At 68.1% G+C, this 25613-nt stretch carries 27 protein-coding genes; 8 read left to right on the top strand and 19 right to left on the bottom strand.

Annotated elements, in window-relative coordinates; genetic code table 11:
* Window positions 1-41: 41 nt before the first annotated feature.
* The 7 genes from ureC to K254_RS0116155 form a co-directional block, all read right to left on the bottom strand.
* A complete protein-coding gene (gene ureC / locus K254_RS0116125) occupies window positions 42-1754 on the bottom strand; it encodes an urease subunit alpha (RefSeq protein WP_026556240.1) in 1713 nt (570 codons plus the stop codon).
* On the bottom strand, window positions 1751-2098 hold the full coding sequence (locus tag K254_RS23665) for an urease subunit beta (RefSeq protein WP_035750260.1): 348 nt from the start codon (window positions 2096-2098) through the stop codon (window positions 1751-1753). Before K254_RS23665 ends, ureC begins: the two co-directional genes overlap by 4 nt.
* Window positions 2099-2114: 16 nt before the next feature.
* The gene (locus K254_RS0116135) at window positions 2115-2417 is read right to left on the bottom strand and encodes an urease subunit gamma (RefSeq protein WP_026556241.1); all 303 of its coding nucleotides are present in this window, start codon (window positions 2415-2417) and stop codon (window positions 2115-2117) included.
* 210 nt (window positions 2418-2627) lie between these two features.
* Window positions 2628-3659 (bottom strand): DUF2891 family protein, encoded by a 1032-nt coding sequence (locus tag K254_RS0116140; RefSeq protein ID WP_035750261.1) that lies wholly within the window; start codon window positions 3657-3659, stop codon window positions 2628-2630.
* A 27-nt stretch (window positions 3660-3686) separates the two neighbouring features.
* A complete protein-coding gene (locus K254_RS0116145) occupies window positions 3687-4658 on the bottom strand; it encodes a DUF979 domain-containing protein (protein WP_026556243.1) in 972 nt (323 codons plus the stop codon).
* Window positions 4655-5377: a DUF969 domain-containing protein gene (locus tag K254_RS0116150; RefSeq protein WP_026556244.1), complete on the bottom strand. Its 723-nt coding sequence runs from the start codon at window positions 5375-5377 to the stop codon at window positions 4655-4657. The genes K254_RS0116145 and K254_RS0116150 overlap by 4 nt, the downstream gene beginning before the upstream one ends.
* A 214-nt stretch (window positions 5378-5591) precedes the next feature.
* Window positions 5592-6269 carry a GntR family transcriptional regulator gene (locus K254_RS0116155; protein ID WP_026556245.1) on the bottom strand — a complete coding sequence of 226 codons (678 nt, stop codon included), beginning with the start codon at window positions 6267-6269 and terminating at the stop codon, window positions 5592-5594.
* Window positions 6270-6360: 91 nt separating this feature from the next.
* On the opposite strand from K254_RS0116155, the gene K254_RS0116160 reads away from it, so the two are divergent.
* Window positions 6361-7794, top strand: a complete 1434-nt coding sequence (locus K254_RS0116160; protein ID WP_026556246.1) for a DUF2252 domain-containing protein — start codon at window positions 6361-6363, stop codon at window positions 7792-7794.
* 60 nt (window positions 7795-7854) lie between these two features.
* Here K254_RS0116160 and K254_RS0116165 read toward each other — a convergent pair whose 3' ends face one another.
* A complete protein-coding gene (locus K254_RS0116165; protein WP_051389298.1) occupies window positions 7855-8466 on the bottom strand; it encodes a GNAT family N-acetyltransferase in 612 nt (203 codons plus the stop codon).
* 125 nt (window positions 8467-8591) lie between these two features.
* On the opposite strand from K254_RS0116165, the gene K254_RS0116170 reads away from it, so the two are divergent.
* Complete coding sequence (locus K254_RS0116170; protein ID WP_155848603.1) at window positions 8592-9059, top strand: hypothetical protein; 468 nt, start codon at window positions 8592-8594, stop codon at window positions 9057-9059.
* A gap of 18 nt (window positions 9060-9077) precedes the next feature.
* Here the strand turns inward: K254_RS0116170 and K254_RS0116175 are convergent, their stop codons facing one another.
* Window positions 9078-9461, bottom strand: a complete 384-nt coding sequence (locus K254_RS0116175) for a DUF952 domain-containing protein (RefSeq protein WP_026556249.1) — start codon at window positions 9459-9461, stop codon at window positions 9078-9080.
* Between the two features lie 16 nt (window positions 9462-9477).
* On the opposite strand from K254_RS0116175, the gene K254_RS0116180 reads away from it, so the two are divergent.
* Complete coding sequence (locus K254_RS0116180) at window positions 9478-10107, top strand: TetR/AcrR family transcriptional regulator (protein ID WP_196810983.1); 630 nt, start codon at window positions 9478-9480, stop codon at window positions 10105-10107.
* A gap of 9 nt (window positions 10108-10116) precedes the next feature.
* Here K254_RS0116180 and K254_RS23670 read toward each other — a convergent pair whose 3' ends face one another.
* A complete protein-coding gene (locus K254_RS23670; protein WP_051389299.1) occupies window positions 10117-10974 on the bottom strand; it encodes an AraC family transcriptional regulator in 858 nt (285 codons plus the stop codon).
* 27 nt (window positions 10975-11001) lie between these two features.
* Between K254_RS23670 and K254_RS0116190 the strand changes: the two genes are divergently transcribed.
* Entirely contained in the window at window positions 11002-11484 is a 483-nt protein-coding gene (locus K254_RS0116190) for a VOC family protein (RefSeq protein ID WP_026556251.1), read from the top strand.
* A gap of 50 nt (window positions 11485-11534) precedes the next feature.
* Here the strand turns inward: K254_RS0116190 and K254_RS0116195 are convergent, their stop codons facing one another.
* The 4 genes from K254_RS0116195 to K254_RS0116210 form a co-directional block, all read right to left on the bottom strand.
* Window positions 11535-13277, bottom strand: a complete 1743-nt coding sequence (locus K254_RS0116195) for an acetyl/propionyl/methylcrotonyl-CoA carboxylase subunit alpha (RefSeq protein ID WP_026556252.1) — start codon at window positions 13275-13277, stop codon at window positions 11535-11537.
* Between the two features lie 76 nt (window positions 13278-13353).
* Window positions 13354-14934, bottom strand: coding sequence for an urea amidolyase family protein (locus tag K254_RS0116200; protein ID WP_035750262.1), 1581 nt, complete (start codon window positions 14932-14934; stop codon window positions 13354-13356).
* Window positions 14935-15693, bottom strand: a complete 759-nt coding sequence (locus K254_RS0116205) for a LamB/YcsF family protein (protein WP_026556254.1) — start codon at window positions 15691-15693, stop codon at window positions 14935-14937.
* A 254-nt stretch (window positions 15694-15947) separates the two neighbouring features.
* Entirely contained in the window at window positions 15948-16493 is a 546-nt protein-coding gene (locus K254_RS0116210) for an acyl-CoA thioesterase (protein WP_026556255.1), read from the bottom strand.
* A 76-nt stretch (window positions 16494-16569) separates the two neighbouring features.
* On the opposite strand from K254_RS0116210, the gene K254_RS0116215 reads away from it, so the two are divergent.
* Window positions 16570-18060: a S10 family peptidase gene (locus tag K254_RS0116215; protein ID WP_026556256.1), complete on the top strand. Its 1491-nt coding sequence runs from the start codon at window positions 16570-16572 to the stop codon at window positions 18058-18060.
* Window positions 18061-18083: 23 nt separating this feature from the next.
* Here K254_RS0116215 and K254_RS0116220 read toward each other — a convergent pair whose 3' ends face one another.
* The 3 genes from K254_RS0116220 to K254_RS0116230 all read right to left on the bottom strand — a co-directional run bounded on the left by K254_RS0116220 (window position 18084) and on the right by K254_RS0116230 (window position 20635).
* Entirely contained in the window at window positions 18084-18584 is a 501-nt protein-coding gene (locus K254_RS0116220; protein WP_026556257.1) for a DUF456 domain-containing protein, read from the bottom strand.
* Entirely contained in the window at window positions 18585-19253 is a 669-nt protein-coding gene (locus K254_RS0116225; RefSeq protein ID WP_051389300.1) for a biliverdin-producing heme oxygenase, read from the bottom strand.
* Window positions 19254-19351: 98 nt separating this feature from the next.
* Window positions 19352-20635 carry an MFS transporter gene (locus K254_RS0116230; RefSeq protein ID WP_231391882.1) on the bottom strand — a complete coding sequence of 428 codons (1284 nt, stop codon included), beginning with the start codon at window positions 20633-20635 and terminating at the stop codon, window positions 19352-19354.
* Between the two features lie 293 nt (window positions 20636-20928).
* Between K254_RS0116230 and K254_RS23675 the strand changes: the two genes are divergently transcribed.
* Together K254_RS23675 and K254_RS0116240 are read left to right on the top strand one after the other, a co-directional pair.
* On the top strand, window positions 20929-22518 hold the full coding sequence (locus tag K254_RS23675; protein ID WP_051389489.1) for an MDR family MFS transporter: 1590 nt from the start codon (window positions 20929-20931) through the stop codon (window positions 22516-22518).
* 11 nt (window positions 22519-22529) lie between these two features.
* Window positions 22530-23369, top strand: coding sequence for an SDR family NAD(P)-dependent oxidoreductase (locus tag K254_RS0116240; protein ID WP_026556260.1), 840 nt, complete (start codon window positions 22530-22532; stop codon window positions 23367-23369).
* Here K254_RS0116240 and K254_RS0116245 read toward each other — a convergent pair.
* A complete protein-coding gene (locus K254_RS0116245) occupies window positions 23366-24391 on the bottom strand; it encodes a Gfo/Idh/MocA family protein (RefSeq protein ID WP_035750756.1) in 1026 nt (341 codons plus the stop codon). The two genes, K254_RS0116240 and K254_RS0116245, sit on opposite strands and share 4 nt — an antisense overlap.
* A 132-nt stretch (window positions 24392-24523) precedes the next feature.
* On the opposite strand from K254_RS0116245, the gene K254_RS0116250 reads away from it, so the two are divergent.
* On the top strand, window positions 24524-24928 hold the full coding sequence (locus K254_RS0116250) for a helix-turn-helix domain-containing protein (RefSeq protein WP_026556262.1): 405 nt from the start codon (window positions 24524-24526) through the stop codon (window positions 24926-24928).
* Here K254_RS0116250 and K254_RS0116255 read toward each other — a convergent pair.
* Window positions 24925-25578 carry a hypothetical protein gene (locus K254_RS0116255; protein WP_026556263.1) on the bottom strand — a complete coding sequence of 218 codons (654 nt, stop codon included), beginning with the start codon at window positions 25576-25578 and terminating at the stop codon, window positions 24925-24927. The two genes, K254_RS0116250 and K254_RS0116255, sit on opposite strands and share 4 nt — an antisense overlap.
* Window positions 25579-25613: the final 35 nt, after the last annotated feature.

A 25613-nucleotide genomic window follows, 5' to 3' on the forward strand; every position in this document is an offset into this window, starting at 1 on the left:
GCTTTCACAAGAAATCGGCCGGCCCCTGGCGGGGTCCGGTTCTAGAACAGGAAGTAGCGCTGGGCCATCGGCAGCACGGTGGAGGGTTCCGCCGTCGCCGGGACGCCGTCCACGGTGACTGTGTAGGTCTGCGGATCCACCTGGATGTCCGGCGTCTCGCCGTTGAGCTTCATGTCCGCCTTGGTCAGGTTGCGGATGCCGTGGCAGGCACGGATCTCGTGCTGCAGACCCAGCGCCGCCGGGACGCCCGCTTCCACGGCCGCCTTCGACAGGAAGGTGATGGAGCTGGAGTGCACGGCACGGCCCAGGGCCGCGAAGTTGCCGCGCAGCGTGCGCGGCTGCGGGGTGGGGATGGAGGCGTTGGGATCCCCCATCACGCTCATCACCATCTGGCCGCCCTTGATGACCATTTCCGGCTTCACGCCGAAGAACGCCGGGTCCCAGAGCACCAGGTCGGCAAACTTGCCCTCTTCGATGCTGCCCACGTAGTCGTCGATGCCGTGCGCAATGGCCGGGTTGATCGTGTACTTGGCGACGTAGCGCTTGAGCCGGGCGTTGTCGCCCACGGCCGGATCGTCGTCGAACTTTCCACGCTGGCGCTTCATGGCGTCGGCCACCTGCCAGGTGCGCAGCACCACCTCGCCCACGCGTCCCATGGCCTGGGAATCGGAGCTGGTGATGGAGAAGACGCCCAGATCGTGCAGCACGTCCTCGGCTGCGATGGTCTCCTTGCGGATGCGCGAATCGGCAAACGCCACGTCCTCAGGGATGTCCGGGCTCAGGTGGTGGCAGACCATCAGCATGTCCAGGTGCTCATCGACGGTGTTCACCGTGTACGGCAGCGTGGGGTTGGTGGAGGCCGGCAGCACATTGGACATGCCGGCCACCTTGATGATGTCCGGGGCGTGCCCGCCACCGGCACCTTCGGTGTGGAAGGTATGGATCACGCGGCCGGCGATGGCGGCGATGGTGTCCTCCACGAAGCCGCACTCGTTGAGCGTGTCCGAGTGGATGGCCACCTGGACGTCGTATTCGTCCGCCACACGCAGGGACATGTCGATCGAGGAGGTGGTGGAGCCCCAGTCCTCGTGGACCTTCAGGCCGATGGCACCGGCGCGGATCTGCTCGGCCAGCGGCTCGATGGAGCTGGCGTGGCCCTTGCCCAGCAGGCCGATGTTGATGGGCAGGTTGTCCACGGCCTGGAGCATCCGGGAGATGTGCCAGGGGCCGGGGGTGACGGTGGTGGCCTTGGAGGCATCCGAGGGTCCGGTGCCGCCGCCGATCATCGTGGTGACGCCGGAGGCCAGGGCCACCGGCACCTGGTCCGGGCTGACGAAGTGCACGTGGGTGTCGATGCCGCCGGCTGTGAGGATCTTGCCCTCGCCGGCGATGATGTCCGTGGCCACACCGATGGTGATGTTCACGCCCGAGGAGATCTGCGGGTTGCCCGCTTTGCCGATCTTGAAGATGTGCCCGTCGCGCAGCGCCACATCGGCCTTGTAGATGCCGGTGTAGTCCAGCACGATGACGTTGGTGATGACGGTGTCGGGGATGTCTTCCTCGCGGATCAGCTGGCCGTTTTGGCCCATGCCGTCGCGGATCACCTTGCCGCCGCCGAACACCACTTCCTCACCGTAGTTGGTGTGGTCGTACTCGATCTCGGCGATCAGCTCCGTATCGGCCAGCCGGACGGCGTCGCCCGTGGTGGGGCCGTACAGGTCCGAGTACTGCTTGCGGCTCAGTTCAAAGCTCATTTGGTGTCATCCTCCAGGGAAACCAGGCCGCGGGAAGCGTTCAGGGGGCCGTTGACGGCGTCGCGGAAGCCGTAGACCTCGCGGCTGCCGCCGAGCGTGACAAGGTTGACGGTCTTGGCGTCGCCGGGCTCAAAGCGCACGGCGGTGCCGGCGGGGATGTCCAGCCGGAAGCCGTAGGCGGCGCCGCGGTCGAACTCCAGCGCGTCGTTGACTTCGGCAAAGTGGTAGTGCGAGCCCACCTGGATGGGCCTGTCACCGCGGTTGGTGACGGTCAGGGAAAGGGGAATCAGCCCCGCATTGCAGCTGATGTTCTCATCCAGCAACAGGTATTCACCGGGTTTCATGGTCGTCCTCCTGCACTCAGCGGATCGGGTTGTGGACGGTTACAAGCTTGGTGCCGTCGGGGAAGGTCGCTTCCACCTGGACGTCGGCGATCATGTCCGCCACGCCCTCCATGACATCCTCGCGGCGCAGGATGGTGGCTCCGTAGCTCATCAGCTCGGCCACGGTGCGGCCGTCCCGGGCGCCCTCGGCCAGCTCATAGCTGAGAATGGCGATGGCCTCTGGATGGTTGAGTTTCAGGCCGCGGCCCTGGCGCCGGCGGGCAAGATCGGCTGCGACAACGATCATGAGTTTTTCGTTCTCACGGGGCGTCAAATGCACTAGGAACTCCTTAGTCCACAATGAATAAATGAGCGTCCACCCGTTATCTGCGACCGGCCAAGAGAAGGCCGGGAGGTCCGTGGATACGGCTAGGTTATCAGAGATACTACGCCCGGAAACGCCGAATGCCAGCGGACCGAGGGGAACAACCCCCGGCACGCTGGCACCCGGTTGCCGATGGTGGTATCGGCAACGTGTTGTGTTTTTTTGCTACCTCGCGGACGCCAAGGCATCCCAGGCGAAGCTCGCCAGCCAGTGGCTGGACATGAACTCCTCCGTGATCACTGACTTCATGCCGGCGGACAGCAGCGGCTCCAGCGCGGCGTCCAGCACGGCGACAGTGCCGGCCGCGCCACCGGCGGAGGCGGCCAGCGCCTTGCGGATGCGGATGATCTGGCCCGCACGGGTCAGGTTCAGCCCGTTCAGGTGCGCCAGGTAGCCATCGGACTCATCTGTCACGGTGGCCTTGGCCACGATGCGCGACTGTGGGGACAGCTCCGGCAGGAAGGCGGCAAACCAGGCGGCGAAGGCATCGGCGTCGAGCACGCGGGCCATCAGGTCCGCCTCGCTCAGACCAGCGGACAGGAAGTCCTGGCCGCTCATTTCCCACTCGCCCGGCCAGCCGGCGTCGTTCGCGAACCAGCCAAGGGCGGCCTTTTCACAGACGGCGGCAGCCTCGTCCCGGCCCAGCATGCGGAAGGAATCCAGCATCATGCCCAGCCCGAAGGCGGCGTTGGTGTGCAGACCGTGGCGCACCGGGAACTCCGCCTTGGCGGTCCAGCCGGCCACCAGGGAGGCGACGATGTCCACCAGCGGCTCAAGGGCAGCGCCCCAGCGGCTGATCTGCTCGTCCGCCGAGGTGCCTGCAGCGGCGGCCAGGCGCACCAGCCAGGCCCAGCCGTACGGGCGCTCCCAGGAAGGGTTCGCCAGCAGGTAGGCGCCCTCGACGGCCAGGTTCTCGGCCGTCAGGTTCGCCTCCAGGGCGGCGCGCAGGGCGGCGTCGCGGTCGGCGTCGAGCCCGTGCTCCAACAGGCTCACACCCAGCCACGTCATGTGCACGCAGGAGTGCCAGTCAAAGGATGTGTAGAACGCCGGGTGCAGTTCCTGCGGGCTCGGCCGGTCATCCAGGGACGTCTCCACGTGGTGGGAGGCGTACGGGTAGGGCCGGGACAAGTTGTCCAGGACGATGTCCGCGTAGACACCAGCAAGCTGGTCCATCTGGGCGGCGGCGTTCTCGGTCATGAATGCTCCTTTGAACTGGTTTGTACGTTAGTTGAAGGCGAGGAAGTACATCAGGACGATGTTGGCGCCCAGCAGCGGAACGGCCGTGGCCCACTGCGCCTTGATGACACCGAACTTGTTCTTCATCTCCAGCAGGGCCGCCGGCACCAGGTTGAAGTTGGCGGCCATGGGCGTGCACAGCGTGCCGCAGAAGCCGGCGAGCATGCCGATGGCGAAGATGATGGCCGGGGTGCCGTCAAAGGTCTGCACCAGAACCGGCCAGCCAACGGCGGCGGTCATGATCGGGAAGGCGGCGAACGCGTTGCCCATCAGCACGGTGAACAGGAACATGCCCACGGAGTAGACGATGACGGCGGCGATCAGCGAGCCCTCGGGCAGGACGCCCTTGGCGAGCGTGCCGACGGCGGTGCCGACACCGGCCTTGGTGAAGAGGATGCCCAGGGTGGAGAGCATCTGCGGCAGCAGTGCCGCCCAACCGATGGACTCCAGGATGCGGCGGCCCTCGAACACGGGGGCGAGCTTCTGCTTGGGCTTGAGGATCACGACGGCGACGACGGCTGCCGCAACGGCGCCGATGGCCAGGGCCACGAGGGTGGTGTTGGTGGGATCGATGATCGGCTGGCCGCCGACCTTCAGCACCGGGGCCAGCAGCACGATGAGCACCGTGACCACGGGCAGGACGAGTGCCGGGATGAAGAGCTTGTTGCCGAACTTGGCGGCAAGCTCGGTGCGCCGCTCAATGCTGGTGGTCTTGGTCTTGCCGTCACCGAGCACTCCGGTGCTGGCCAGGGCGACGAGGACGAGGACCGCCACACCCAGGATCCAGGCCGGTGCCGTCTTGGCCTGGACCCAGGTTCCGTAGAAGAAGCACAGGCCCAGGATGCCCCAGAAGGCGGCGCTGCCCCAGCGCTTGGGGTGGGTGGTTTCGCGGGCGATCAGCAGCGACCACGCGACGAAGAGAATGCCAATCAGCCAGAAGACTGCCTCAACCTTGATCATGCGTTGCCTCCGGCGGTGACAGTCTCATTGTTCTTCTCTTCTGCTTCGATCGCGCGGACTTCCTTGTCCAGCTGGCGGTCGAGGCGCAGCAGGCGGAAGCCGTGGATCAGGAAGGCGATGATGGCGGTGGGGATGGCCCAGACGGCCAGCTCCAACGGCTCAAGGTGCAGTCCGTAGGTGGTGTCCACGAAGGTGGTGATCAGCAGGATGGAGCCGACGGCGACGAAGACATCTTCACCGAAGAACACGCCCACATTGTCGGCGGCGGCGGAGTGGGCCTTGATCTTCTCCTTGACCTTGTCCGGGACCTTGCCATAGCGGCGCAGCGCGGCACCCTCGGCCATCGGGAACACCAGCGGACGGACGGCCTGGGCGTGCCCGCCAATGCCGGTCAGGCCCACGGCTGCCGTGGCCTGGCGGATCAGCAGGTAGCCGAGCAGGACGCGGCCGGCAGTGAGCTTGGCCAGCTTGGAGATCAGCGTCTTGGCCTGCTCCTGCAGACCAAAGCGCTCGATGATGCCGATCACCGGCAGGACCACCACAAAGATGGTGACCGAGCGGCTGCTGGCGAAGCCGGTGCCAAAGGCCTCAAGGATTTCCATGGGCGACAGGCCACCCAGAAGGGCCGTGACGATGCCGGAAACTGTGACAACGATCAGTGGGTTCAGGCGGATGGCAAAGCCAACAATCACCAGCAATACCCCGATGAGTACGAGCATGATCTTCCATTCCCGCGTGGACCTGGAGCGGTCCGCGGTCGAGTGTAGTTATTGAGGCACGGCGGCCAACGGCCTGGTGTGGATCGAGTGTCCCCCGGATAGTGGTGCCTATCACTGTGAACCACAGCATATGCTTTTGTTGAACAATCTGGCAAGATTCGGCCAACAACAAATTTCGGCCACTGGGGCCGTCGCAGGGGTTGTTTAGACCGGTCTAGCCAGCCATGGCGCGCAACAGCTGGGCCTCCGCGCGGTCCAAATAGGTGCGCATGAACGCCGCCGCAGCGGCATTTTCTCCCGCGGAAACCAGCCGGATCAGCTCCGCATTGTCCTCAACGTAGGGCTCATGGAACTCGGGATTGGCCCCCATGGCATGGAACACGAGGCGCATTTCGGCCAGGACCTGGGCCATCAGGGCATCAAGGCGTTCACTGCGGGCACGGGCCACCAGCGCCCGGTGGAAGCTCTGGTTTGCGCCGGCCATGCCGGGGATGTCCCCCTGCGAGGCGGCCACGCGGGCGGTGGCCACGATGGCTTCAAGATCGTCGACCGCGGCGGGCTCATGCCACATGATGGCCGCCGGCTCCAGGAAGCGGCGTACGCGGTAGATTTCCTGGACGTCTGCGGCGCTGGGCTGGGCCACGAACACTCCGCGGTTGGGGATGCGGGTGATGATGTGCTCGGCGTTCAGCGAGGTGAAGGCCTCCCGCAGCGTATTGCGCGAGACGCCGAGAGCCTCGCCCAAGGCCTCCTCTGAGAGCTTGGTTCCGGGGGGCAGTTGGCCGTCGGCAATCCGCTGGCGCAGCTGCTGGGACACCCACAGCCCGGTGTGCGCGTGCTTGGCACCCTTGGCCAGGGGCCGCAGCTCTTCCAGTACCGCCTCAAACGTCATGGCACCAAGCCTAGTGTTTGTTGCGGCGCGCATGGCCAAGCCGGCCGCCACGTGCGTTGACGGGTGGCGCCTGCGGGGACAGAATCGCAGCATGGCCGAGGAGAAGATCACGCACCCCAGCGTCGAGGAACGCACCGCGGCGGGCAAACGGCTCCGGGATGCGGTGCCCGTCGCCAGCCACGCCGGCTGGGCCCCGGTGCCCGGCCGCCCGGATCCGGTGGCGCTTCTGGAGGAGCAGAACCGCACCCGCGAACAGGACCTCGTGCCGGTGCGCCATGGCCGGATGCTGGCCTCGCCGTTCGCGTTCTACCGGGGCGCCGCCAAGATCATGGCCGCCGATCTGAAGGACACCCCGCGGGCCGGGCTGGCCGTCCAGCTGTGCGGCGACGCCCATCTGGCCAATTTCGGCTTCTTCGCCTCCCCGGAGCGGAATCTGCTCTTTGACCTGAACGACTTCGACGAGACTCTTCCGGGGCCGTTCGAGTACGACGTCAAACGCCTGGCCGCCAGCTTCACCATCGCAGCGCGGAACAACGGCTTTTGGGAAAAGGACGTGCGCAAGGCGACCCTCACCGCTGTGCGGACCTACCGCGAGGCGATGGCCAGATTCGCCCGCATGCGCACGCTGGACATCTGGTACGCCCATTTGTCCGAGGAGCAGCTGTCCGCGGCCCTGGATGCCGCCGTCGCATCCCAAAAGGGCAAGGCCCTGAAGAAGGCCCGGAACGGTGCCATTGCCGCCCGGCAGAGCGTGGCCAAGGCCCGCTCCCGGGACAGCATGCATGCACTGTCCAAGCTCGCTGAGCTGGTGGACGGGACGTACCGGATCGTCAGCCAGCCGCCGATCATCGTCCCCGTCCGTGAGCTGGGTGAACTGTATGGGCTGTCCGGCGATGACATTGGGCGCGCCATTGCCGAGCAGCTCCGTTCCTACCGGGCCACCCTGCCGGACGACCGCCGCCACCTGCTCGAGCAGTTCCAGATCATCGATGTCGCCCGCAAGGTGGTGGGCGTCGGCAGCGTGGGCACGCAGGCGTTCATCGCCCTGCTCCAGGGGCGGGACCAGCAGGATCCGCTGTTCCTCCAGGTCAAGGAGGCAACGACGTCGGTGCTTGAGGACCACCTGCCCAGGAGCCGGTTCAGCCAGTCCGGCGAGCGCGTGGTGCGGGGGCAGCGGATGATGCAGGCCGCGAGCGACATCTTTCTGGGCTGGAGCCAGGGCTCGATCGACAACAGATGCCTGTACTGGCGCCAACTGCGGGACATGAAGGGCTCGGTCGTCGTGGAAGGGATGCGGCCGCCCGGCATGACGTTCTACGCCGGCGTGTGCGGCTGGACGCTGGCACGCGCCCACGCCCGATCGGGCGACCCGATAGCCATCGCCGCCTACCTGGGCAAGAGCGGCAAGTTCGATGAGTCGATCAGCGATTTTGCCGAGCGGTATGCAGACCAGAATGAACGCGACTACGAGGCCTTTGCGGCAGCCGTCCGGTCAGGACGTTTGGAGGCGGCCGACGGCGTTTAGGGCGCGCACACGGTGGCCGAGCCTGTCGAGACCCCGCCAGCGTCTCTTGGCTCCGCACAATCAACTGTTGGAGGGCCCCGCTCGCAGCGCCATCCACTCGCGGCGCAGCATGCCGTAGTAGCAGAGGGTGGACCAATCACCCTTGAACCAGTCCGCGTCCTTGAAGGTGGCCTCGCGCCGCATGCCCAGTCGTTCCATCAGGGCCGCGGAGCGAACGTTGCGCTCATCGCAGATGCCTTCCACGCGGTGCCAGCCAAAGTCCTCGAAGGCAATGCGGAGCGCCTCGGAAACCGCCTCCTGGGCGATGCCCTGGCCGTGGACCTCGGGGTTGAAGACAAAGCCGATCTCGCCCTGGCGCGGGTCGCCGGCGTTCCATTTCAGCAGAACTTCGCCCACCGCCGTCGGGCTTCCCTCCACCTCAACGGCCAGGTCCAGCCACTGCCCCGGCACCTGCAGCCCGGTCTGGGCCGTCATGGAGCGCAGCGTGGCCTCGGTGTCGGCCATGGTGTGCGGCCCGTGCGGCAGGTAGCGGGTGACCTCCGGCAGCGAACGGTAGGCGTTGATGGCCTTCAGATCCCGCATGCGCACGGGGCGCAGGCGCAGGCGCGCGGTGTGGACGGGGTACTTTGGCTGCACAGGAGTGCTGGCCTTGGGCATCTCGGACGGCAGCATGGACCGATCTTAGCGCGCCGGCCGTTTTTTGACTCCCGCTTCCTGTGGGCCACCCCTGCGGCCACCCCGGAAACGGTCGGAATCCTCCCGGCAGACGTCCAGCCTGCGCCGGTAGCATGGCTGGAATGCGGGTCAGAACTGAGAGCCGGCACCGGATTGAGCTCATTGTGGTGCCCGTCGTGGCAGCCATTGCCATGGCGTTGATCATTGGCGCCATCATGCGCGACTCCACCCCCGGCGCCTGCCCCGCCATCGGCTGGGGCAACAGCCTCACGATCACCACCACCGGCAACAGCGCCGCCGTCGCGGCCATTACCGTCTGCGGCATTGGCGACTGCGGCCCCGGTGCGGCCGCGGCCACCACGCCGGCCTCCCCCGTCCTCGGCGAGGACCGGGCCACCCGCGCCGGTGGCACCGACTGGAGCTTCCAGGTGGGCATGAACACCCCCGGCACCCTGACCTTCCAGGCCCTGGACGCCGGTGGCGTCATCCTGACCCAGAAGACGGTTGACCTGAACTGGAAAAGGGTGGGCGGCACCGACCAGTGCGGCGGCCCCGCTGTCACCAACGACGTCGTCCTCGCCATCCCCTAACGGCCGGCCCGCCGGGGATCACCCCGCCAGCCCCGTCAGGTCGGGGATGGCCCACGAATCGCCCGCCGGCTCCAGCGGCAGCACCGAGGCAATGACGGGCTCCTCCATGGGCAGCGCGCCCATGATCCGCGGCCGGGGATTCGCATCCGACGTCGGTTCCCAGCGCAGCTCGATGCCGGCGTCGGCGAGCGCCCCGGCGTCGACCACCACCAGCACCAGCGATTCGCGGATCCCCGCATAGACCCTTTCAAGCACCGCCGGCAGCGGCCCAGGGGTGCAGGCGTGGATGAACCCCGTCTCGTCCAGGGGCACCCCGCGGGTGGAGACCTCATATTCGCCGAAGCGCAGGCATGCCTCCCAGTCGTCGGCGAGGGCAACGTGGAGAATCCGGTTTCCTGTCATGGCCGTCCCTTCTAAAATGAAACGTCAGCGTATCATTAATACTTCGGGCATCAACAAGAGGGTGGGCATGGGCATGGAAACCAGCGCCAGGCGGGGCCGTCCGGCGGCCGCGGAGCAGGCTGCACGGCGCGAGGCAATCCTCAACGCCGCCACGGCGGAGTTCCTCGCGAACGGCTTTGCGGGCACCACCATCGAGGCTGTGGCGACCCGCGCCCAGGCCACCAAGCGGACCATCTATGTCCACTTCACTGACAAGACGGGGCTGTTTGCCGCCGCCATCGGGCGCCAGCATGAGTACATCCGCCAGTACGACGGCGGCGGCGGCCTTGAGGATGCCTCCCTTGCCATCGTGGCAGCCCTTCACAGCGACCAGGCCGTGGCCCTGCACCGCCTGGTGATGGCCGAGGCGCTGCGCTTCCCGGAACTCGCGGCCGCGTTCTACGAGAACGGGCCCGCCCGGTCCATCACCTTCCTGGCGGACCGCCTGGGCCCGGCGGATGCAGCGGCCGCCAAGGCCCAGTTGCTCTATACGCTGCTGCTCGGGGAGAACCACCGGCAGCGGCTCCTGGGATTGGCGGATGCGCCGAGTCCGGCCCAGGCGCGGGCTCAGGCCCGCGAGGCGCTGGCGGCACTGGGCCTGGGCTGACGGACGCGGTCACGCATCGCGGCTGCGCCGCGCGTAGCGGGCCGGGCTGGTGCCCACGGCGGCGGAGAAATCCCTTGTGAAGTGGGCCTGGTCGTACCAGCCCAGGCCAAGGGCCAGCTCGGACAGATCCCGCCCGGGGTCCGCCTGGAGGTCCGCAAGGGCGTCGTGCAGCCGGTAGCGGCCGATCAACCACTTGGCCCCCACCCCCACATAGCGGCGGATAAGCCGCTGCAGGGTGCGGACGCCGATGCCGTGGCGGCGGGCCAGCTCCTCCACGGTGGTGATGGAGCGCTCGGCCAGGGCGTCGGCGATGATGGCCAGCACCTCGGGATAGCGGGGGTCGGGATCCGGCAGCCGCTCCACCAGAAACCCGTCCAGCGCACGGCAGCGGGCGCCGTCGTCGTCGCCCTCCGGCACCAACCCCAGCAGCCCGGCGGCAGCGGGCCAGAACGACTCCGCGGGCCGGACGGCGTCGGTCAGTCCATCCACCGCCAGACCGGAGAACGCGGCGAAACCGCCGGGGCGGAACTTGGCGCCGAGCACCCGGCCCTGACCACTGAGCCCGATCTCGAAGCGGCGGGTGGGCACGCCGTGCAGCAGGGCCGCCGGCATCGCCACGCCAAAACGGTCGGCGCTGCCCTCCTCAATGGTCAGGTGGACGGCCGGATGCGAGAGCACCTCCGAGGGCTGGACTGCGGCCTGCGGGAGGGACCACGCCACGGCCCAATAGTGCTCGATGTAGGGCTCCAGCGCCGGGTGGCAGGCGAAGCGCTCCAGCGCGAAGGCCCGCCCCACCAGCTCCGGCCGCAGGATTCCGACGTCCGTGGTGGTGGGCGGCGCGGTTGTCGCGTCTGTCCAAGACTCCATAGGGGCAGTCTAGGCAGGATGGATTTCATGACAACAGAACCCACCGCCACCGCGCCCATCCCCGCCGGCTACACCTCCATCACGCCGTATCTGGTGGTCGCGGACGGCAATGCCGCCATAGCCTTCTACACCTCCGTCTTTGGCGCCACGCTGGTGGGCCGGACGGACGGGCCGGAAGGCACGGTGGCCCACGCCGAGCTGGATTTCGGCAATGGCCGCCTGCAGCTGAGCGACCCCGTCCCGTCGATGGGGCTGCTCCCGCCGGACGGAACCAACGCCGTCAACCACTCCTATGTGCTCTACTGCACCGACGTCGATGCCATCTGGCGTGCCGCCGTCGACGCCGGGGCCACGGCATTCGAAGAACCCTCCACCTTCGTCACGGGCGACAGGTTTGGCGCCGTGCTGGACCCCTTCGGCCACCGCTGGGCCATCATGACCCGTGTGGAGGACGTGGACCCGGCCGAGGCCCAGCGCCGCATCGACGAGTGGATGGCCACCCAGCTTTAACCACATCTGTCCCGCACTTGGCGGACCAAGTGCGGGACAGTTTGGGGTGTTTAGCCGATGGTGGTCAGCACCGTGTTGAGCACAACGGCGCCGCCGGCTGCGATGGCCGGCTCGCCCAGGATGCCGGCGCGGTGGGCGCTGACGGTGGTTTCCATCTTCATGGCCTCCAGCACCAGCACGGCCTCGCCCTCGGCGACCTCGGTGCCCGGGGCCACCAGCCACTTCACCACGGAGCCGGCCATGGTGGCGCGCAGCTCGGCGGGGTCCTCGGCGTCGTCGTCATCCGTGTCGGCGAAGCGCACGCCGGCAGCCATGCCGCCGTTGCGCAGGCCGTCCAGCAGTTCGGCGGGCAGGCCCAGGGCCACGCGCTTGCCATCGAGCTCGATGCTGATGGTGCGGCGCTCCCCGGCGGGGGCCTCCACGCTGAACTCCGGGTCTGCGGCCAGGCGCTCGGCAAACTCGTTCTCGATCCAAGTGGTGTAGACGCCAAACTCTTCGGTCTTGGTGAAATCGGCGTCGCGGACCACGGCGCGGTGGAAGGGCAGCACGGTGGCGAGGCCGCCGATGGTGAACTCGGCCAGTGCACGGCGGGCGCGGCGCAGGGCCTGGGTGCGGTCGGCACCTGTCACCACCAGCTTGGCCAGCAGGGAGTCGAAGCTGCCCGGCACCACGGAGCCGGCGCGCACGCCCGAGTCGACGCGGATGCCCGGGCCGGTGGGCACGGTGAACTCGCCCACGGTGCCGGGAGAGGGCAGGAAGCCGCGGGCCACGTCCTCGGCGTTGATGCGGAACTCGAAGGAGTGGCCGCGGGGCTGCGGGTCCTCGGTCCAGGGCAGCGGCTCGCCGGCGGCGATGGAGAGCTGCACGGCCACCAGGTCGATGCCGGCGGTCTCCTCGGTGATGGGGTGCTCCACCTGCAGGCGGGTGTTGACCTCCAGGAAGGAGACGGTGCCATCGGCTGCCACCAGGTACTCCACGGTGCCGGCGCCGGTGTAGCCGGCCTCGCGGCAGATGGCCTTGGCGGAGGTGTAGATGCTCTCGCGCTGGGCGTCCGTCAGGAACGGGGCCGGAGCCTCTTCCACCAGCTTCTGGTGGCGGCGCTGCAGCGAGCAGTCGCGCGTGCCGACGACGGAGACGTTGCCGTGGGTGTCGGCCAGGATCTGCGCCTCCACATGGCGGGGGCGGTGCAGGAACTTCTCCACAAAGCACTCGTCGCGGCCGAAGGCGGCCTTGGACTCGCGCACGGCGGAGGCGAAGGCCTCCTCGATGGCGTCCATCTCCCAGACGACCTTCAGGCCTCGGCCACCGCCGCCGAAGGCGGCCTTGATGGCCACCGGCATGCCATGGATTTCGGCGAACGCGCGCACCTCGGCGGCGGAGGCCACCGGGCCGTCGCTGCCGGGGGCCAGCGGGGCGCCGGCACGGACGGCGATCTCGCGGGCGCTGACCTTGTTGCCTAGGGTGCGGATGGCGTCCGGGGACGGGCCGATCCAGATGAGGCCGGCGTCCAGCACGGCCTGGGCGAAGTCAGCGTTCTCGGCCAGGAAGCCATAGCCGGGGTGGACGGCGTCGGCGCCGGAGGTGGCGGCGATGGCCAGCACCTTCTCCACGTTCAGGTAGGTGTCGGCCGGGCTGTTGCCGCCCAGCGCGTAGGCCTCGGTGACGGCGCCCACGTGGACGGCGTCGGCGTCGACGTCGGCGTAGATGCCCACCGACTCCAGCCCGGCATCGTCGCAGGAGCGGGCGATCCGGACGGCGATTTCGCCGCGGTTGGCAATGAGGACCTTGTGCATGGGAGTTTCCTTCGTGAAAAAGCTGTTGCTAGATCGACCTCAGTCAGATCTGGCCGGATGTGCGTGGGTGCCTGGATCAGGCGGTGCCGGAGACCGGGACAAACCGGATCCGGGATCCGGGCGGCAGCTGGGCGGCCTTGTCCAGATCAGCGGTGGCGACGACGCCGATGACGGGGTAGCCGCCCGTGACGGGGTGGTCGGAGAGGAACAACACGGGCTGGCCCGACGGCGGGACCTGGATGGCGCCGCGGACGGTGCCCTCGCTGGCCAGTTCGCCCTCGCGGCTGCGTTCCAGCGCATTGCCGGACAGGCGCAGGCCGATCCGGTTGGACTGCGGTGTGACTGTCCATTCCCGCTCCCCGAAGCCGGCGACGACGGCGTCGTCGAACCAGTCCTGGCGCGGGCCGGGGACCATGTGCAGGACCGTGACCTCGTCCGCGGCGGGGCCGGGCAGTTCCGGGCTGCCCACCACCGATGACGGCGGCGCCGGCACCACGGCCAGCGGCATTCCGGCCGCCAGCGGAGCCGGGCCGATGCCGGACATCGTGTCGGTGGAGCGGCTGCCCAGCACCAGCGGGACGTCGATCCCGCCGCGGACGCCCACATAGCTGCGCAGTCCGGCGGAGGGGGTGCCCAGTTCCAGGACCTCCCCGGCAAGCAGGGCGAACGGCGCCAGCATCGGTACGTCGCGCACCTCGCCGTCGGGGTCGGTGATGGTGAGCCCAACGGCGGCACCGGCAACGGCCAGCACCTGGTCCGCGGCGGCGGCCAGCACCAGGCCGCCGTGCAGCACCTCGATGCCGGCGTGGCCCACGGGGTTGCCCGCCAGCCGGTTGGCCTGGCGCAGTGCGCCGCGGTCCATGGCGCCGGCGGTGGTGACGCCCAGATCGGCACTGCCGGGGCGGCCGAGGTCCTGGATGGTGGACTGCAGCCCGGGGCGGACCACCAGCAGGCCGGCGGCGTGGTTCTTGTCGACAGCCGGGGCTGCGGCAGCGGGGGCGGCGCTGGGGGCTGCGACGGTGGCGCGGACGGCGTTGAAGCGGACCTTGTTGCCCGGGCGGATGAGCGCGGGGCTGCTGCGGTCCAGATCCCACATCACGGCCTCGGTGCGGCCAATCAGCTGCCAGCCGCCGGGCGTCTGGCGCGGGTAGACGGCGGAGTAGGCGCCGGCCAGGGCCACGGCACCGGCGGGGACGGCGGTGCGCGGCGTGGAGCGGCGCGGCACCTCCAGGCGGGCATCGCCGCCGGCGAGGTAGGCGAAGCCGGGGGCGAAGCCGCCGAAGGCAGCGGTCCAGATGGTGCCGGTGTGCGCGGCGATGACGCCGTCGGCGCCCAGGCCGGTGAGCTCGCCGACGGCGGCCAGGTCCGCGCCGTCGTACACGACATCAATGGACACCTCGGTGGCGTCGGTGGCGGCCTCGCCGGACAGGTCCAGGGTGCGCACGTGGGCGGCGATCTGCCGGGCTTCGGCGGCGGTCTTGGCCGTCACCAGAACGGTGGAGGCCGCTGCCACCACGTCGATCTGGCCCGGCTGCGGACGCGACTGCAGGGCAGCCTGCAGGGTCAGCACGGTGGCCAGGGAGTCCAGTTCCACCAGGATGGCGCGGTCGCCCGCGGGGAGGATGGCGAGAATGCCTGCATCGGTCACGGCAGCCACCTACGCAAAACTTTCAATGCTGACACCGGCGGTGCGCAGGGCCGCGTTGACGGCCTCGGCCATGGCGACGGCACCGGGGGTGTCGCCGTGCAGGCAGATGCTCTCGGCAGCCACCTCGATGACGGTGCCGTCGATGGCCGTGACCGTCCCCTGGGTCACCATTTGAAGGACGTGGGCGACGACGGCGTCGGTGCTGTGCAGCACGGCGCCGGGTTCGCGGCGGGAGACAAGGGTGCCATCGGCGTTGTAGGCGCGGTCGGCAAAGGCCTCCGCGACGGTGCGCAGGCCGGCAGCCTGGGCGGCACGCTGGATTTCGGAACCGGGCAGCACCATCAGCGGCAGGGTGGGGTCAACGGCCAGAATGGCTTCGACAACCGCCTGGGCCTGGGCCTTGTGGTGGACGATGGTGTTGTAGAGGGCACCGTGGGGCTTCACGTACTTCACCGAGGTGCCGGCGGCGCGGGCCATGCCCTGCACGGCGCTGATCTGGTAGATCACGTCGTCGGTGAGTTCCTGCGGGTCCATATCGAGGAAGCGGCGGCCGAATCCGGCCAGATCGCGGTAGCCGGGGTGGGCCCCGACGGTGGTGCCGGCTGCGGCGGCGGCGGCGCAGGTGGCGCGGATTCCAATGGGGTCCCCAGCGTGGAATCCACAGGCCACGTTGACGCTGGAGACCTGGCGGATGATGGCGGCGTCGTCGCCGAACGTCCAGTTGCCGAAGGACTCCCCGACGTCGCTGTTTAGATCAATGGTGGGCATTGTGATCCCAGTCTCTAGGGGTGTGGTCACTCCAGAATGCCGCATTAATCCAAATTGTTCAACAATCTTGAGGTATCAGTTTGCCTCTTGTTGGTTTTCCGGACCCCGACACAAGGGTCGGGCGGCCAGAGCCGGTCAGGGTTCTGGCCCCGATCCGGCGGCGGATCCACCCCGGAACCCGCCCAACCCCTCATCTGTGTGACAGTTAACGCTGTTCTGAGGCCTCAGAACAGCGTTAACTGTCACACAGATGGTTAGATCCAGGCGTGCGGGGCGGGGCGGCGGGAGCCGGGCAGGGCGTTGGCCTCGCGCCAGCCGTGGATCCACTCCGGCAGAATGAGGTCCGACGGCGGCTGGCCAATTTCGGCGAAGATCTCCTCGTTGCTGATGGGCCCCTTTTTACCCACCAGGCGTGCGGCGATGTAGGCGCGGGCGTAGATCTCGCCGCCGGCCACCATGCGCTGCTCGAAGTACATGGCCTTCTCATCGAAGCCGAGGACCTTGGATTCGATGGTGTAGCGCTGGCCCAGTTTCAGTGACTTCCTGAAGGCGATGGTCTCCGCGTTCACCACGGGATTCCAGCCCTTGCGCCGGGCCACCTTCCAGGCCCCCGAACGCACCAGCAGGTCGAAGCGACCCAGGTCCATCAGCGAGAAATACATGCCGTTGTTGATATGCATATTGATGTCGACATCCGTGAAAAGTACGCGCATCGGCATGGACGAGGCGTCCCACATGGTCAGCCGGGACTGCCGGCTGGACGTGAAGAGGTGCCAGAGGGTGCGGAGAAGGAGGTGCATGGCCCCATGCTACCCACCAGTAACTTATGTACGGAAGTGCCGCACGGGCCCGCCCGGCAGCCGGTAGGCTCACTCCATGCCCCACGACCACAGCAAAGACGCCCCCGCCGCCGCACACCCCGCCGACACCGCCGCAGATGCGCCGGCAAGCGATGACTTCGCCACCCGCTCCCACGCCCTCCCTTCCGGACTGCGCTACACCAGCACCGCCGGACGTCTGGTGCTGCGCCAGGAGGAGACGAAGGACGGAAAGACCAAGGGTTTCAAGCCCAAGGCGGAGATCTTCGTGGTCAGCTACGTCAAGGAGGACGACGGCGCCCCGGCGGCAGATGCCACCCCCCGCCCCATCGTGTTCGCCTTCAATGGCGGCCCCGGCTCCTCCAGCGTCTGGCTGCACATGGGGCTGCTCGGCCCGCGCCGGGTGGACAGCGGCGACGTCGGCACGCTCACCCCGGCCCCGTTCGCCGTCGTCGACAATCCGCAGACCATCCTGGAGCACGCGGATCTGGTGCTGATCGACCCGGTGAACACTGGATTCTCGCGCGTGGTGGACGGTGGCGCGGCGGATGAGTTCCACGCCTTCATCGAGGACCGGGACCTGGTGGCCGAGGTGATCCGGCTCTGGACCACCCGCAACAACCGCTGGCTCAGCCCCAAATATCTGGTGGGTGAGAGCTACGGGACGCTGCGCGCAGTGGCCGTGGCCGGGCGGCTCTTCGACGCCTACGGCATGGCCGTGAATGGCCTCGGGTTGATCTCCACGGTGCTGAACCTGTCGACGCTGGATTTCCAGCCGGGCAGCGACACCCCCTACGCACTGCACATCCCCACCTACGCCGCGATTGCCCACTTCCACGGCCGCCACCCGGGCCGGGAACTGGAGGATGTGCTGCGCGAGGCCGAGGAGTTTGCCGCCCGCGGCTTCGGCTACGCGCTGACCGCCGGTGCCCGGCTCAGCGCCGAGGAGTTCGACGACGTCGTCCGCCGCCTGGCCGCGATCACCACCCTGGGCGAGGACTTCATCCGGCGCGCCAATCTGCGCTGGGACTACTCGGAGTTCTCTGCGGAGCTGCTGCGCGCCGAGGGGTTGACGGTGGGCCGGATCGATGGCCGGTTCACGCAGCGGCACCTGCGCGGCCACGCCTCCGTCAACTGGGACGATCCCTCGATGGCGGCCATCACCGGCCCCTATTCCGCCGCGATCAACCACTATGTGCGCGCCGAACTCGGCTACGAAAACGACCTCCCCTATGAGATCCTCACGGCCCGTGTGCACCCGTGGAGCTACAAGACCTTTGAGGGTGCGCCGGTGGATGTCACGGGTGATCTGGAGCGGCTGCTCAACTACAACCCGGCCCTGCGCGTGCACGTGGACTACGGCTACCACGACGGCGCCACGCCCCACTTTGCCGCGGAGTACGTCTGGGCGCACCTGAACATTTCAGACGATGCGAGGGCCCGGTTCAGCCACCACTACCACCAGGCCGGACACATGATGTACCTGAAGGACAAGTGCCGGGCGGACCAGCTGGCCGCGCTGGCGGCGTTCGTCACTCACGGTGGTTGAGCCCGTCGAAACCACCGGTCGGGTCAGCGGCCGGCGAAGTGGAACCAGACGCCGGCCGCCCAGGTCCCCGCGGCCAATGAGGCGAAGCCGAACTCCACCAGAATGCCCAACCCCGTTGCCTTCAGGGCGGCGCCGCTGGAGGCCAGGGCCGGTTTGAACTGGCGGTGCCGTTCCAGTTCACTGAGGAAGAGCCCGACGGCGAACCCCAGCAGGAGCCCCACCACCGGGACCACGAAGAAGCCGACGATGCCCAGCACCAGGGCGGCGATGATGGAGCGGCCCGGGATCTGGCGCGCCTTCATGGTCCGCCCGGTCAGGACGGCGCTGGAGAGCATCCCGGCGGCCACAAAGGCCGCGCCGATGCCGAACACCACCCAGCCCACCGGCTGGCCGATCACGATGGCCCAGACCAGCAGGCTGAGTCCGATCAGGATGCTGCCCGGCAGCACCGGCACGATGACGCCGGTGGCGCCGACAGCGATCGCCAGGCCGCAGACAATGGTCCAGATGAGCTGGGCGTCCATCTAGGCCCGCACGGCGGGGGCGCCCAGCAGGGTGCCCAGGTCCACGAACACGGCGCGGTTCAGCTCGAAGGAATCCGCGGCGTAGGCCAGGATGGCGTCCTTCTGGGTGCGGGTGAAATCGGCGCCGTCCAGGCGTTCGCGGTAGGCGTCCTTGTACGGCTTTGTCTTCTCGATCGCCGCGAAGTGGTAGAAGTTCAGGCCCTCGGCGGGGATGCCGTAGTGGCGCTGCACCAGGGAGGCGATGATCTGGCCGCCGGAGAGGTCGCCCATGTAGCGGACGTAGTGGTGGGCGAGGATGAACTCCGCGGATTCGCGGCCCAGCGTGTCCAGCAGTTCGGCGTAGGCCACCGTGGCCGGGGCGATGGCAATCCGGCCGCCGGCCAGCTGGGCCTCCCAATCGGCGCCGTAGTGGAACGCCATGTCGGCCTCGAGGGCTGCGACACGGTCCAGCTTGGCATCGATGAAGCCGCCCAGCTGGGGGTGGTCCACATGTGCCGTCTGGGCCTTTTCCAAGGCCCGGTAGATCACCAGGCTCTGGGCCAGCAGGCTGGCCAAGGCGGCGGCGTCGCGCTTTCCACCCATCAGCTCGGCCACGAAGGTGGCCTCCTCCGCGCGGGAGTGGGCGGCGGCGGTGTGGGACTTCAGTTCTTCAGACAGTGGTGCAGACACGGGCACTCCTAGTTAGGCAAGGTTTCCCTTACCTAATCAGGGTTGGTGACACCGTGTCAACATATTTCCCATCTTAGCGACAATGTGTCAGCGATGTCTCAATCAACGCCCCGGATTTTGACGACAAACACGGCCCCCAGCAGTCCAATGACGGCCGCCACGACGTAGAGCGTCACATAGCCGCCCAGCGAATAGACCAGCGGAAACGCGATGACCGGGGCGATCACCTGGGGCAGCGAGTTGGCCACGTTGATGACGCCCAGGTCCTTGCCCCGGCTCAGGGCCGAGGGCAGCACCTGGGTCAGCAGGGCAAAGTCCACGGCCAGGTAGGCGCCGTAGCCCACACCCAGCACGGCGGCACCCACCAGCGCACCCGCCCAGGTGGGGAAGAAGGCCAGAATGAGGGCCGCGAGTGCAATGATCACCGAGGATCCGATGACGAAGGGCTTGCGCCGCCCCACCCGGTCCGTCCAGCGCCCGCCGATCACGGAGGTGATGAGGGTCATGATGGCGTAGATGCCCGTCAGAATCAGGACTCCCAGCTCCGGACTGTCGTACCCCACGGCGTCGCGGAGGAAGAACAACAGGTACAGCGTCACCAGGTGGTTGCCCACATTCACCAGGAAGCGGGTGATCCAGGCCCAGCCGAAGTCCGGGTACTTCCGCGGCGAGACCCAGAAGCCGGTGAAGAAGGCATGCCAGCTGAAGGCCGGCCGGAGTGCCGGGTCGAGGCGCTGGTCCTCGCCGACAAAGAGGTAGTAGAGGACGCCCAGCAGCAGAACGGCCGCGCACACGGCGTAGCCAGGGACGAAGTTGGTGCCCACGGCGGCGGCAATGGCCGCTCCCACGAGGATGCCCAGCACCGTGCCCATCGAGGCCATGCCGCCGATGGTGCCGCGCTGGCGGATGGGCACCCGGTCCGGGACGGCGGCGGTGATGGCGGCCAGCGCCCCATTGCAGCCCAGCTGCACAACGCACCACAGGGCCGCCATGGCCGCCACAGTGGGCGCCACGGCCAGGCCCAGCAGGCCGATGACGCCCAGGATGGCGCCCAAGAGGACCCAGGGAATGCGGCGGCCAAAGCGGGAGGTGGTGCGGTCGGAGAAGGTCCCGAACAGCGGGTTGGCCACCAGGGAGACGGCGGCCCCGCAGCCGGTGACCAGGGCCAGGATGCCTTCCTTGTTGGCCTCGTCCATCGCGATGGCCTGCTGGCCCAGCAGCACCTGGATGGGGCCGAAGAAGGCGGCGTTGATGCCGACGTTGACCAGCACGACGGCGGTGGTCCAGCGGGCCCGGACGTTCACCTGGGGCTCGTCCAACGCCGTGGGAACGTTGGCGTACTTTTCTGCGCCGGCTCCTGTCGGTTGCGCTTCCAATGCCACGTCTCCCCCTCGAATCCAGCGCCGCCACCGGGCGCCCAGAACGCCAGAATATCTGTCCGGAGCCCATTCGGCCCTGCCGGATGAAGGAATTGTGGACGGCCGAGGCGTCGCCGTCGGCCATGGAGCGTAGCCTAGGACTGAAATTGCAGGATCCCATTGCGCCCCTTGGAGCCCCCGCCATGTCCAACCGAACCAACGCCGCCAACAAGGCAGGGGCCGTCCGGCGTTCCGGCCGGCCCGCTCCCGGACCCGCCGCCGGTGCGGACGGCGCTCCGTTCACCCACCGCCAGATCATGACGGTCCTGGTGGGTCTGCTGCTGGGCATGTTCCTGGCCTCCCTGGACCAGACCATCGTTTCCAGCTCGATCTATACGATCGCCAACGATCTCAACGGCCTGTCCCTGCAGGCCTGGGCCACCACCGCCTACCTGGTCACCTCCACCGTCAGCACTCCGCTCTACGGCAAGCTCTCGGACATCTTTGGCCGCCGCCCGCTGTATCTGACGGCCATCACCATCTTTCTGGCGGGGTCCATCTACGCCGGCAGCGTGCACAGCATGGGCGAGCTCGCCGTCGCCCGCGGCATCCAGGGCCTGGGCGCCGGCGGCCTGATGGCGCTGGGCCTGGCCATCATCGGGGACATCGTTCCGCTCAAGGACCGCGGCAAGTACCAGGGCTACTTCATGTCCGTCTTTGGCGTCAGCTCGGTGCTGGGGCCGGTGGTGGGTGGGTTCTTTGCCGGCAGCGGCGAAATCCTGGGCATCACCGGCTGGCGCTGGGTGTTCCTGGTCAACATTCCCATCGCCCTGGCCGCGCTGGCCGTGGTGTGGATCTTCCTGCACCTGCCCGCCAAGCACGTGCGGCAGAAGATCGACTACTACGGCGCCGCCGCCATCACCCTTGCCCTGGTGCCGCTGCTGATCGTGGCCGAGCAGGGCCGCATCTGGGGCTGGACGTCCTTCGAATCCTTCCTCTGCTACGGCCTGGGCGTTGCGGGCATCGTGCTGTTCCTCCTTGCGGAAAAGCGCGCGGGCGATTCGGCGCTGATTCCGCTGCGCTTCTTCAGGATCCCCGCGTTCGGCATTTCCGCGCTGCTGAACTTCATCATCGGCATCGGCATGTTCGGCGCCATCGCGATGATTCCCATGTACCTGCAGCTGGTCAAGGGGCTGACCCCCACGGAGGCCGGCCTGCTGATGATCACCTTCACCGTAGGCATCCTGATCGGCTCCATCTCCAGCGGCCAGGCCATCTCCCGCACCGGCATCTACCGGATCTTCCCCATCCTGGGAACCTTCGTCCTCGCGGTTTCCTCGCTGGCGATGGGGCTGAGCCTGGGCGTGGACACCTCGCTGCTGGTGCCCGGCGGCGTCACTGTGGCCTTTGGCCTGGGCCTGGGGTTCTGCATGCAGCCCCTCACCCTGTCCATGCAGATGGCCGTCCCGCCCAAGGACATGGGGGTGGGGACGTCGACGGCGGCCTTCTTCCGCTCGATGGGCGGCACGGTGGGCACGGCGGTGTTCATCTCGATGCTCTTTGCCAATGCCGCGGACAAGATCGGCTCGGCCATGACCGCGGCCGCCAAGGACCCCGCCTACCTTGCCGTGCTGAAAGATCCCGCGGTGGCCAAGGATCCCGCCAATGCCAAGCTCTTTGATTTCTTCAAGAACGGCGCCAACCAGGATTCCCTCAACGACACCAGCTGGCTCCACCACGCCAATGAGACCCTCACCCGGCCGATCCGCGAGGGATTTGCCGAGTCCATCGACATCGTCATGCTGACGGCTGCAGTCCTGGTGGCCGCGGCGTTCGCGATCAGCTTCCTGCTGCCCAAGGGCCGGCTGGTGGACTCCCGGGAGATGCCGGCAGCCCTGCCCGAATAGGAGATACACACATGACAAACATTGCACTGGTCACCGGCACCTCCTCGGGCATGGGTCTGCATGCCGCCGTCGAGCTCGCCCGCAGGGGATTCACGGTGGTTGCGACGATGCGCGACGTCGGGCGCGCCCAGCCGCTGCGCGATGCAGCGGCTGAGGCGGGCGTCACCGTCGAGGTCCGCGCGCTCGACGTCGTCGACCACGCGGCAGCGGCACGGGTGGTCGAGGGGATCATTGCCGATTTCGGCGGCATCGACGTGCTGGTGAACAACGCCGGCCGCGGCTGCGTGGGTACGGCAGAGCAGCTGGACATGCAGCAGGTGCGCGACCAGCTCGACGTCAACTACCTCGCCCCGGTCAACCTTGCCAAGCTGGTTCTGCCCGGCATGCGTGAACGCGGCAGCGGAAGGATCCTGACGGTCACCAGCGTCGGCGGGGTGGTGGGCCAGCCGTTCGCCGATGCCTATTGCGGGGCGAAGTTCGCCGTCGAGGGGTTCATGCAGTCGCTCGCCGTCGTGGCCGAGCGCTTTGGCGTTCTGGTCAGTGTCGTCGAACCCGCGGCGGTGTCCAGCTCGTTTGTCGGCAATGTCGACCGCCCCGACGACGGCGGACCCTACTCCGAGCTGTTCGATGCCTACGTTTCCCGCACCTCGGGGGCGTTCGCGAACGCGCAGACTCCCGAGTCCGCCGGTGCGGCCATCGCCGATGCTGCGACAGCCGAGGAGTACCGGTTCCGCTGGCAGACCTCGGACGGCGCGGCTGCCTTCATCGGCACTTCGCTGGCCGATGTGGACGGCAGCCGGGTGCTCGGGTTCACCCGCCCGTGGATTGCCTCGGACCAGGCACCCGCCTAACCCTGCTGCGCCCGCACCTCTTCGATGATTCGCAGAGCGGCGACGGAATCAGCCGGATCCACCGGCACCGGCCCGCCGTCCAGCAGGGACGCTGCCAGCTGCGTGTAAAAGTCGGCAAAGTTTCCGCGCTCCGTGGGCACCGGCACCAGCGCGCCGTCGCGGCCCAGCAGACCCCAGTTGGCCTCGGGGTCCACGCCGTAGTCCGCGTGTCCGGGCAGGATTCCGGCCAGGATCTGCGCCTCCTGCTGGTCCGGCACCCGCTTGGTGTAGGCCGCCTCGGAGCCCAGGACACGGAGGCGCGGGCCCAGCTGCGGCGTGGAGAGGTTCATCCACAGATGCGAGCGCACGCCGTTCTCGTGCTCGAGGGCGACAAAGACGTCGTCGTCGACCTTCTCTTGTGGGCGGCGGGCGTCCAGCTCGCCATAGACGCGGCGCACCGGCCCGAAGAGCTGCAGCGCCTGGTCGATCAGGTGCGTGCCGAGGTCGTAGAGGATTCCGCCACCCTCCGCGGGACCGGCCGCCGCCTTCCAGGCCTTGGCGATCTGCGGGCTCCAACGCTCCAGGCGCGATTCAAAGCGGCGCACCTCCCCCAGGGAACCTGCGGCCATCAGCTTCTTCAGCGTCAGGTATTCGCCGTCCCAGCGGCGGTTTTGGTAGGTGGTGATGAGCAGTCCGGCCGCCTCGGCCTTGGCAATCAGCGCCTCGCCCTCGGCGGAGGTCACCGTGAAGGGCTTGTCGACGACGACGGCGGCACCGGCGTCGAGCGCGGCCTCCGCAAGGGTCACATGGGTGGCCGGCGGGGTCGCCACCACCACCAGATCCACCCCGCGCTCCCAGAGCTGCGCGGCCGAGTCCAGCACCACGGCGTCCGGATGGGCGGCGCGGGCCTTGGCCTGCCGGCCGGCGTCAGAGGTGACGATGTAGTCCAGCGAGAGCCGGGGATCGGCGGCGATGGCGGGGGCGTGGAAGACGCTGCCGGCCAGGCCAAAGCCCAGGACGGCGGTGCGGATCGGCTCAGTCATGGCCACCACCCTACCGGCGCTCCGGCGCCCGGGCCCGAGTGTGTCGGACGGGGTCCGCCGGGCCGGTACCGTGGAGCGAGCAGAACGAAATGTGCCGCAGCAAACGCGGCCCCCGATGGAAAGAGTGCTGGCATGAGCCTGATCGAACCGCGCGCCACCGACGCCCTGCCCGCGGCAGAGCGCGATGCGCTGGCCAGGGCCTTGGCGGGCAGCGACGACGTCACCTTCTTTGTCGACGGCACGGCCCACCGGCTCGGCGACGGCGCACGCGGCGCCGTCGTCGACCTGCTGGCCCGGCTCGCGCGCGGCGAGGCTGTCACGGTGGCGAGCATCGAGGACATGCTGACCACCTCGCAGGCGGCCACCCTGGCGGGGATCAGCCACACCTTCCTGCGGAACATGACGGACCGCGGCGAGATTCCGGTGCAGTACCGCGGCTCGCACCGGCGCATCCGCCGGGCGGATGTGCTGGCCTGGCTGGCCGAGCAGAAGAACGCACCGGGTGCGGGAACAGACACCGGCGGCGGCACGGCCTAGCTGTCTTGGCCGTCTTGGCCAGCGGCGCGTTCTGCCAGCCAAGTATGGAAATTGGCAGCATAGGAGCGATCATTCTCGGCCCACGGCAGGTCGATGCCGGCCGCTGATGCGACGAGAGAGTCCATATTGTCGGTGGCTTCGTTGAAACGGCCCATCAGTGCCAACAGAACTGGTTTGGAACGGGAGCTCACGCCGGAATTAAGTACCAGATTCTGCGCCATGGCGGACAGCATCGCCTCGTTGGTGGCGTACTTGCGGATGAATGGCAGGCCATAGTCGCGGATGGCATCAACCATGTCCTGGGCATTGAGATCAGCCCCGGGAAACGTTCCCATCTCCCATTGGAGGGGGTTCCCCCGGTGCGGGGTGAGGTACCTCAGCGGGTTGCCGATCTGTGGCACGTGATAGGGGTGGTATTCCCGTCCGGCCAGTTGCGCCGCAATTCTCGATACTTCCTGGTGGCGGACGGCAATGTTGGGCTGGCCTGCCCACCTCGGCTCCGACATGTATTGCGCCCTGGTCGCGATGCTCACCCAACCCAAGAATCCGGGTGCCACCTCCATGGTGAAGATCAGGCCGGCACGCTTCCTGAACCCAAGGGCCAGCATCGGGGCCTTGACCAGGGGCGCGACAATCGAATGGCTGCTCATGTGCCGAATCTACTATCTGGGCCGTCCCATACCGG

Source organism: Arthrobacter sp. 35W, assembly GCF_000482545.1.
Taxonomy (GTDB): domain Bacteria; phylum Actinomycetota; class Actinomycetes; order Actinomycetales; family Micrococcaceae; genus Specibacter.

Bases quoted from the DNA above. Each gene is read 5' to 3' on its own strand.
- ureC (WP_026556240.1), bottom strand. From the start codon at position 1,754: ATGAGCTTTGAACTGAGCCGCAAGCAGTACTCGGACCTGTACGGCCCC.
- K254_RS23665 (WP_035750260.1), bottom strand. From the start codon at position 2,098: ATGAAACCCGGTGAATACCTGTTGCTGGATGAGAACATCAGCTGCAAT.
- K254_RS0116140 (WP_035750261.1), bottom strand. From the start codon at position 3,659: ATGACCGAGAACGCCGCCGCCCAGATGGACCAGCTTGCTGGTGTCTAC.
- K254_RS0116145 (WP_026556243.1), bottom strand. From the start codon at position 4,658: ATGATCAAGGTTGAGGCAGTCTTCTGGCTGATTGGCATTCTCTTCGTC.
- K254_RS0116150 (WP_026556244.1), bottom strand. From the start codon at position 5,377: ATGCTCGTACTCATCGGGGTATTGCTGGTGATTGTTGGCTTTGCCATC.
- K254_RS0116155 (WP_026556245.1), bottom strand. From the start codon at position 6,269: ATGACGTTTGAGGCGGTACTGGAAGAGCTGCGGCCCCTGGCCAAGGGT.
- K254_RS0116160 (WP_026556246.1), top strand. From the start codon at position 6,361: ATGGCCGAGGAGAAGATCACGCACCCCAGCGTCGAGGAACGCACCGCG.
- K254_RS0116165 (WP_051389298.1), bottom strand. From the start codon at position 8,466: ATGCTGCCGTCCGAGATGCCCAAGGCCAGCACTCCTGTGCAGCCAAAG.
- K254_RS0116170 (WP_155848603.1), top strand. From the start codon at position 8,592: ATGCGGGTCAGAACTGAGAGCCGGCACCGGATTGAGCTCATTGTGGTG.
- K254_RS0116175 (WP_026556249.1), bottom strand. From the start codon at position 9,461: ATGACAGGAAACCGGATTCTCCACGTTGCCCTCGCCGACGACTGGGAG.
- K254_RS0116180 (WP_196810983.1), top strand. From the start codon at position 9,478: ATGAAACGTCAGCGTATCATTAATACTTCGGGCATCAACAAGAGGGTG.
- K254_RS23670 (WP_051389299.1), bottom strand. From the start codon at position 10,974: ATGGAGTCTTGGACAGACGCGACAACCGCGCCGCCCACCACCACGGAC.
- K254_RS0116190 (WP_026556251.1), top strand. From the start codon at position 11,002: ATGACAACAGAACCCACCGCCACCGCGCCCATCCCCGCCGGCTACACC.
- K254_RS0116195 (WP_026556252.1), bottom strand. From the start codon at position 13,277: ATGCACAAGGTCCTCATTGCCAACCGCGGCGAAATCGCCGTCCGGATC.
- K254_RS0116205 (WP_026556254.1), bottom strand. From the start codon at position 15,693: ATGCCCACCATTGATCTAAACAGCGACGTCGGGGAGTCCTTCGGCAAC.
- K254_RS0116210 (WP_026556255.1), bottom strand. From the start codon at position 16,493: ATGCACCTCCTTCTCCGCACCCTCTGGCACCTCTTCACGTCCAGCCGG.
- K254_RS0116215 (WP_026556256.1), top strand. From the start codon at position 16,570: ATGCCCCACGACCACAGCAAAGACGCCCCCGCCGCCGCACACCCCGCC.
- K254_RS0116220 (WP_026556257.1), bottom strand. From the start codon at position 18,584: ATGGACGCCCAGCTCATCTGGACCATTGTCTGCGGCCTGGCGATCGCT.
- K254_RS23675 (WP_051389489.1), top strand. From the start codon at position 20,929: ATGACGGTCCTGGTGGGTCTGCTGCTGGGCATGTTCCTGGCCTCCCTG.
- K254_RS0116240 (WP_026556260.1), top strand. From the start codon at position 22,530: ATGACAAACATTGCACTGGTCACCGGCACCTCCTCGGGCATGGGTCTG.
- K254_RS0116245 (WP_035750756.1), bottom strand. From the start codon at position 24,391: ATGACTGAGCCGATCCGCACCGCCGTCCTGGGCTTTGGCCTGGCCGGC.
- K254_RS0116250 (WP_026556262.1), top strand. From the start codon at position 24,524: ATGAGCCTGATCGAACCGCGCGCCACCGACGCCCTGCCCGCGGCAGAG.
- K254_RS0116255 (WP_026556263.1), bottom strand. From the start codon at position 25,578: ATGAGCAGCCATTCGATTGTCGCGCCCCTGGTCAAGGCCCCGATGCTG.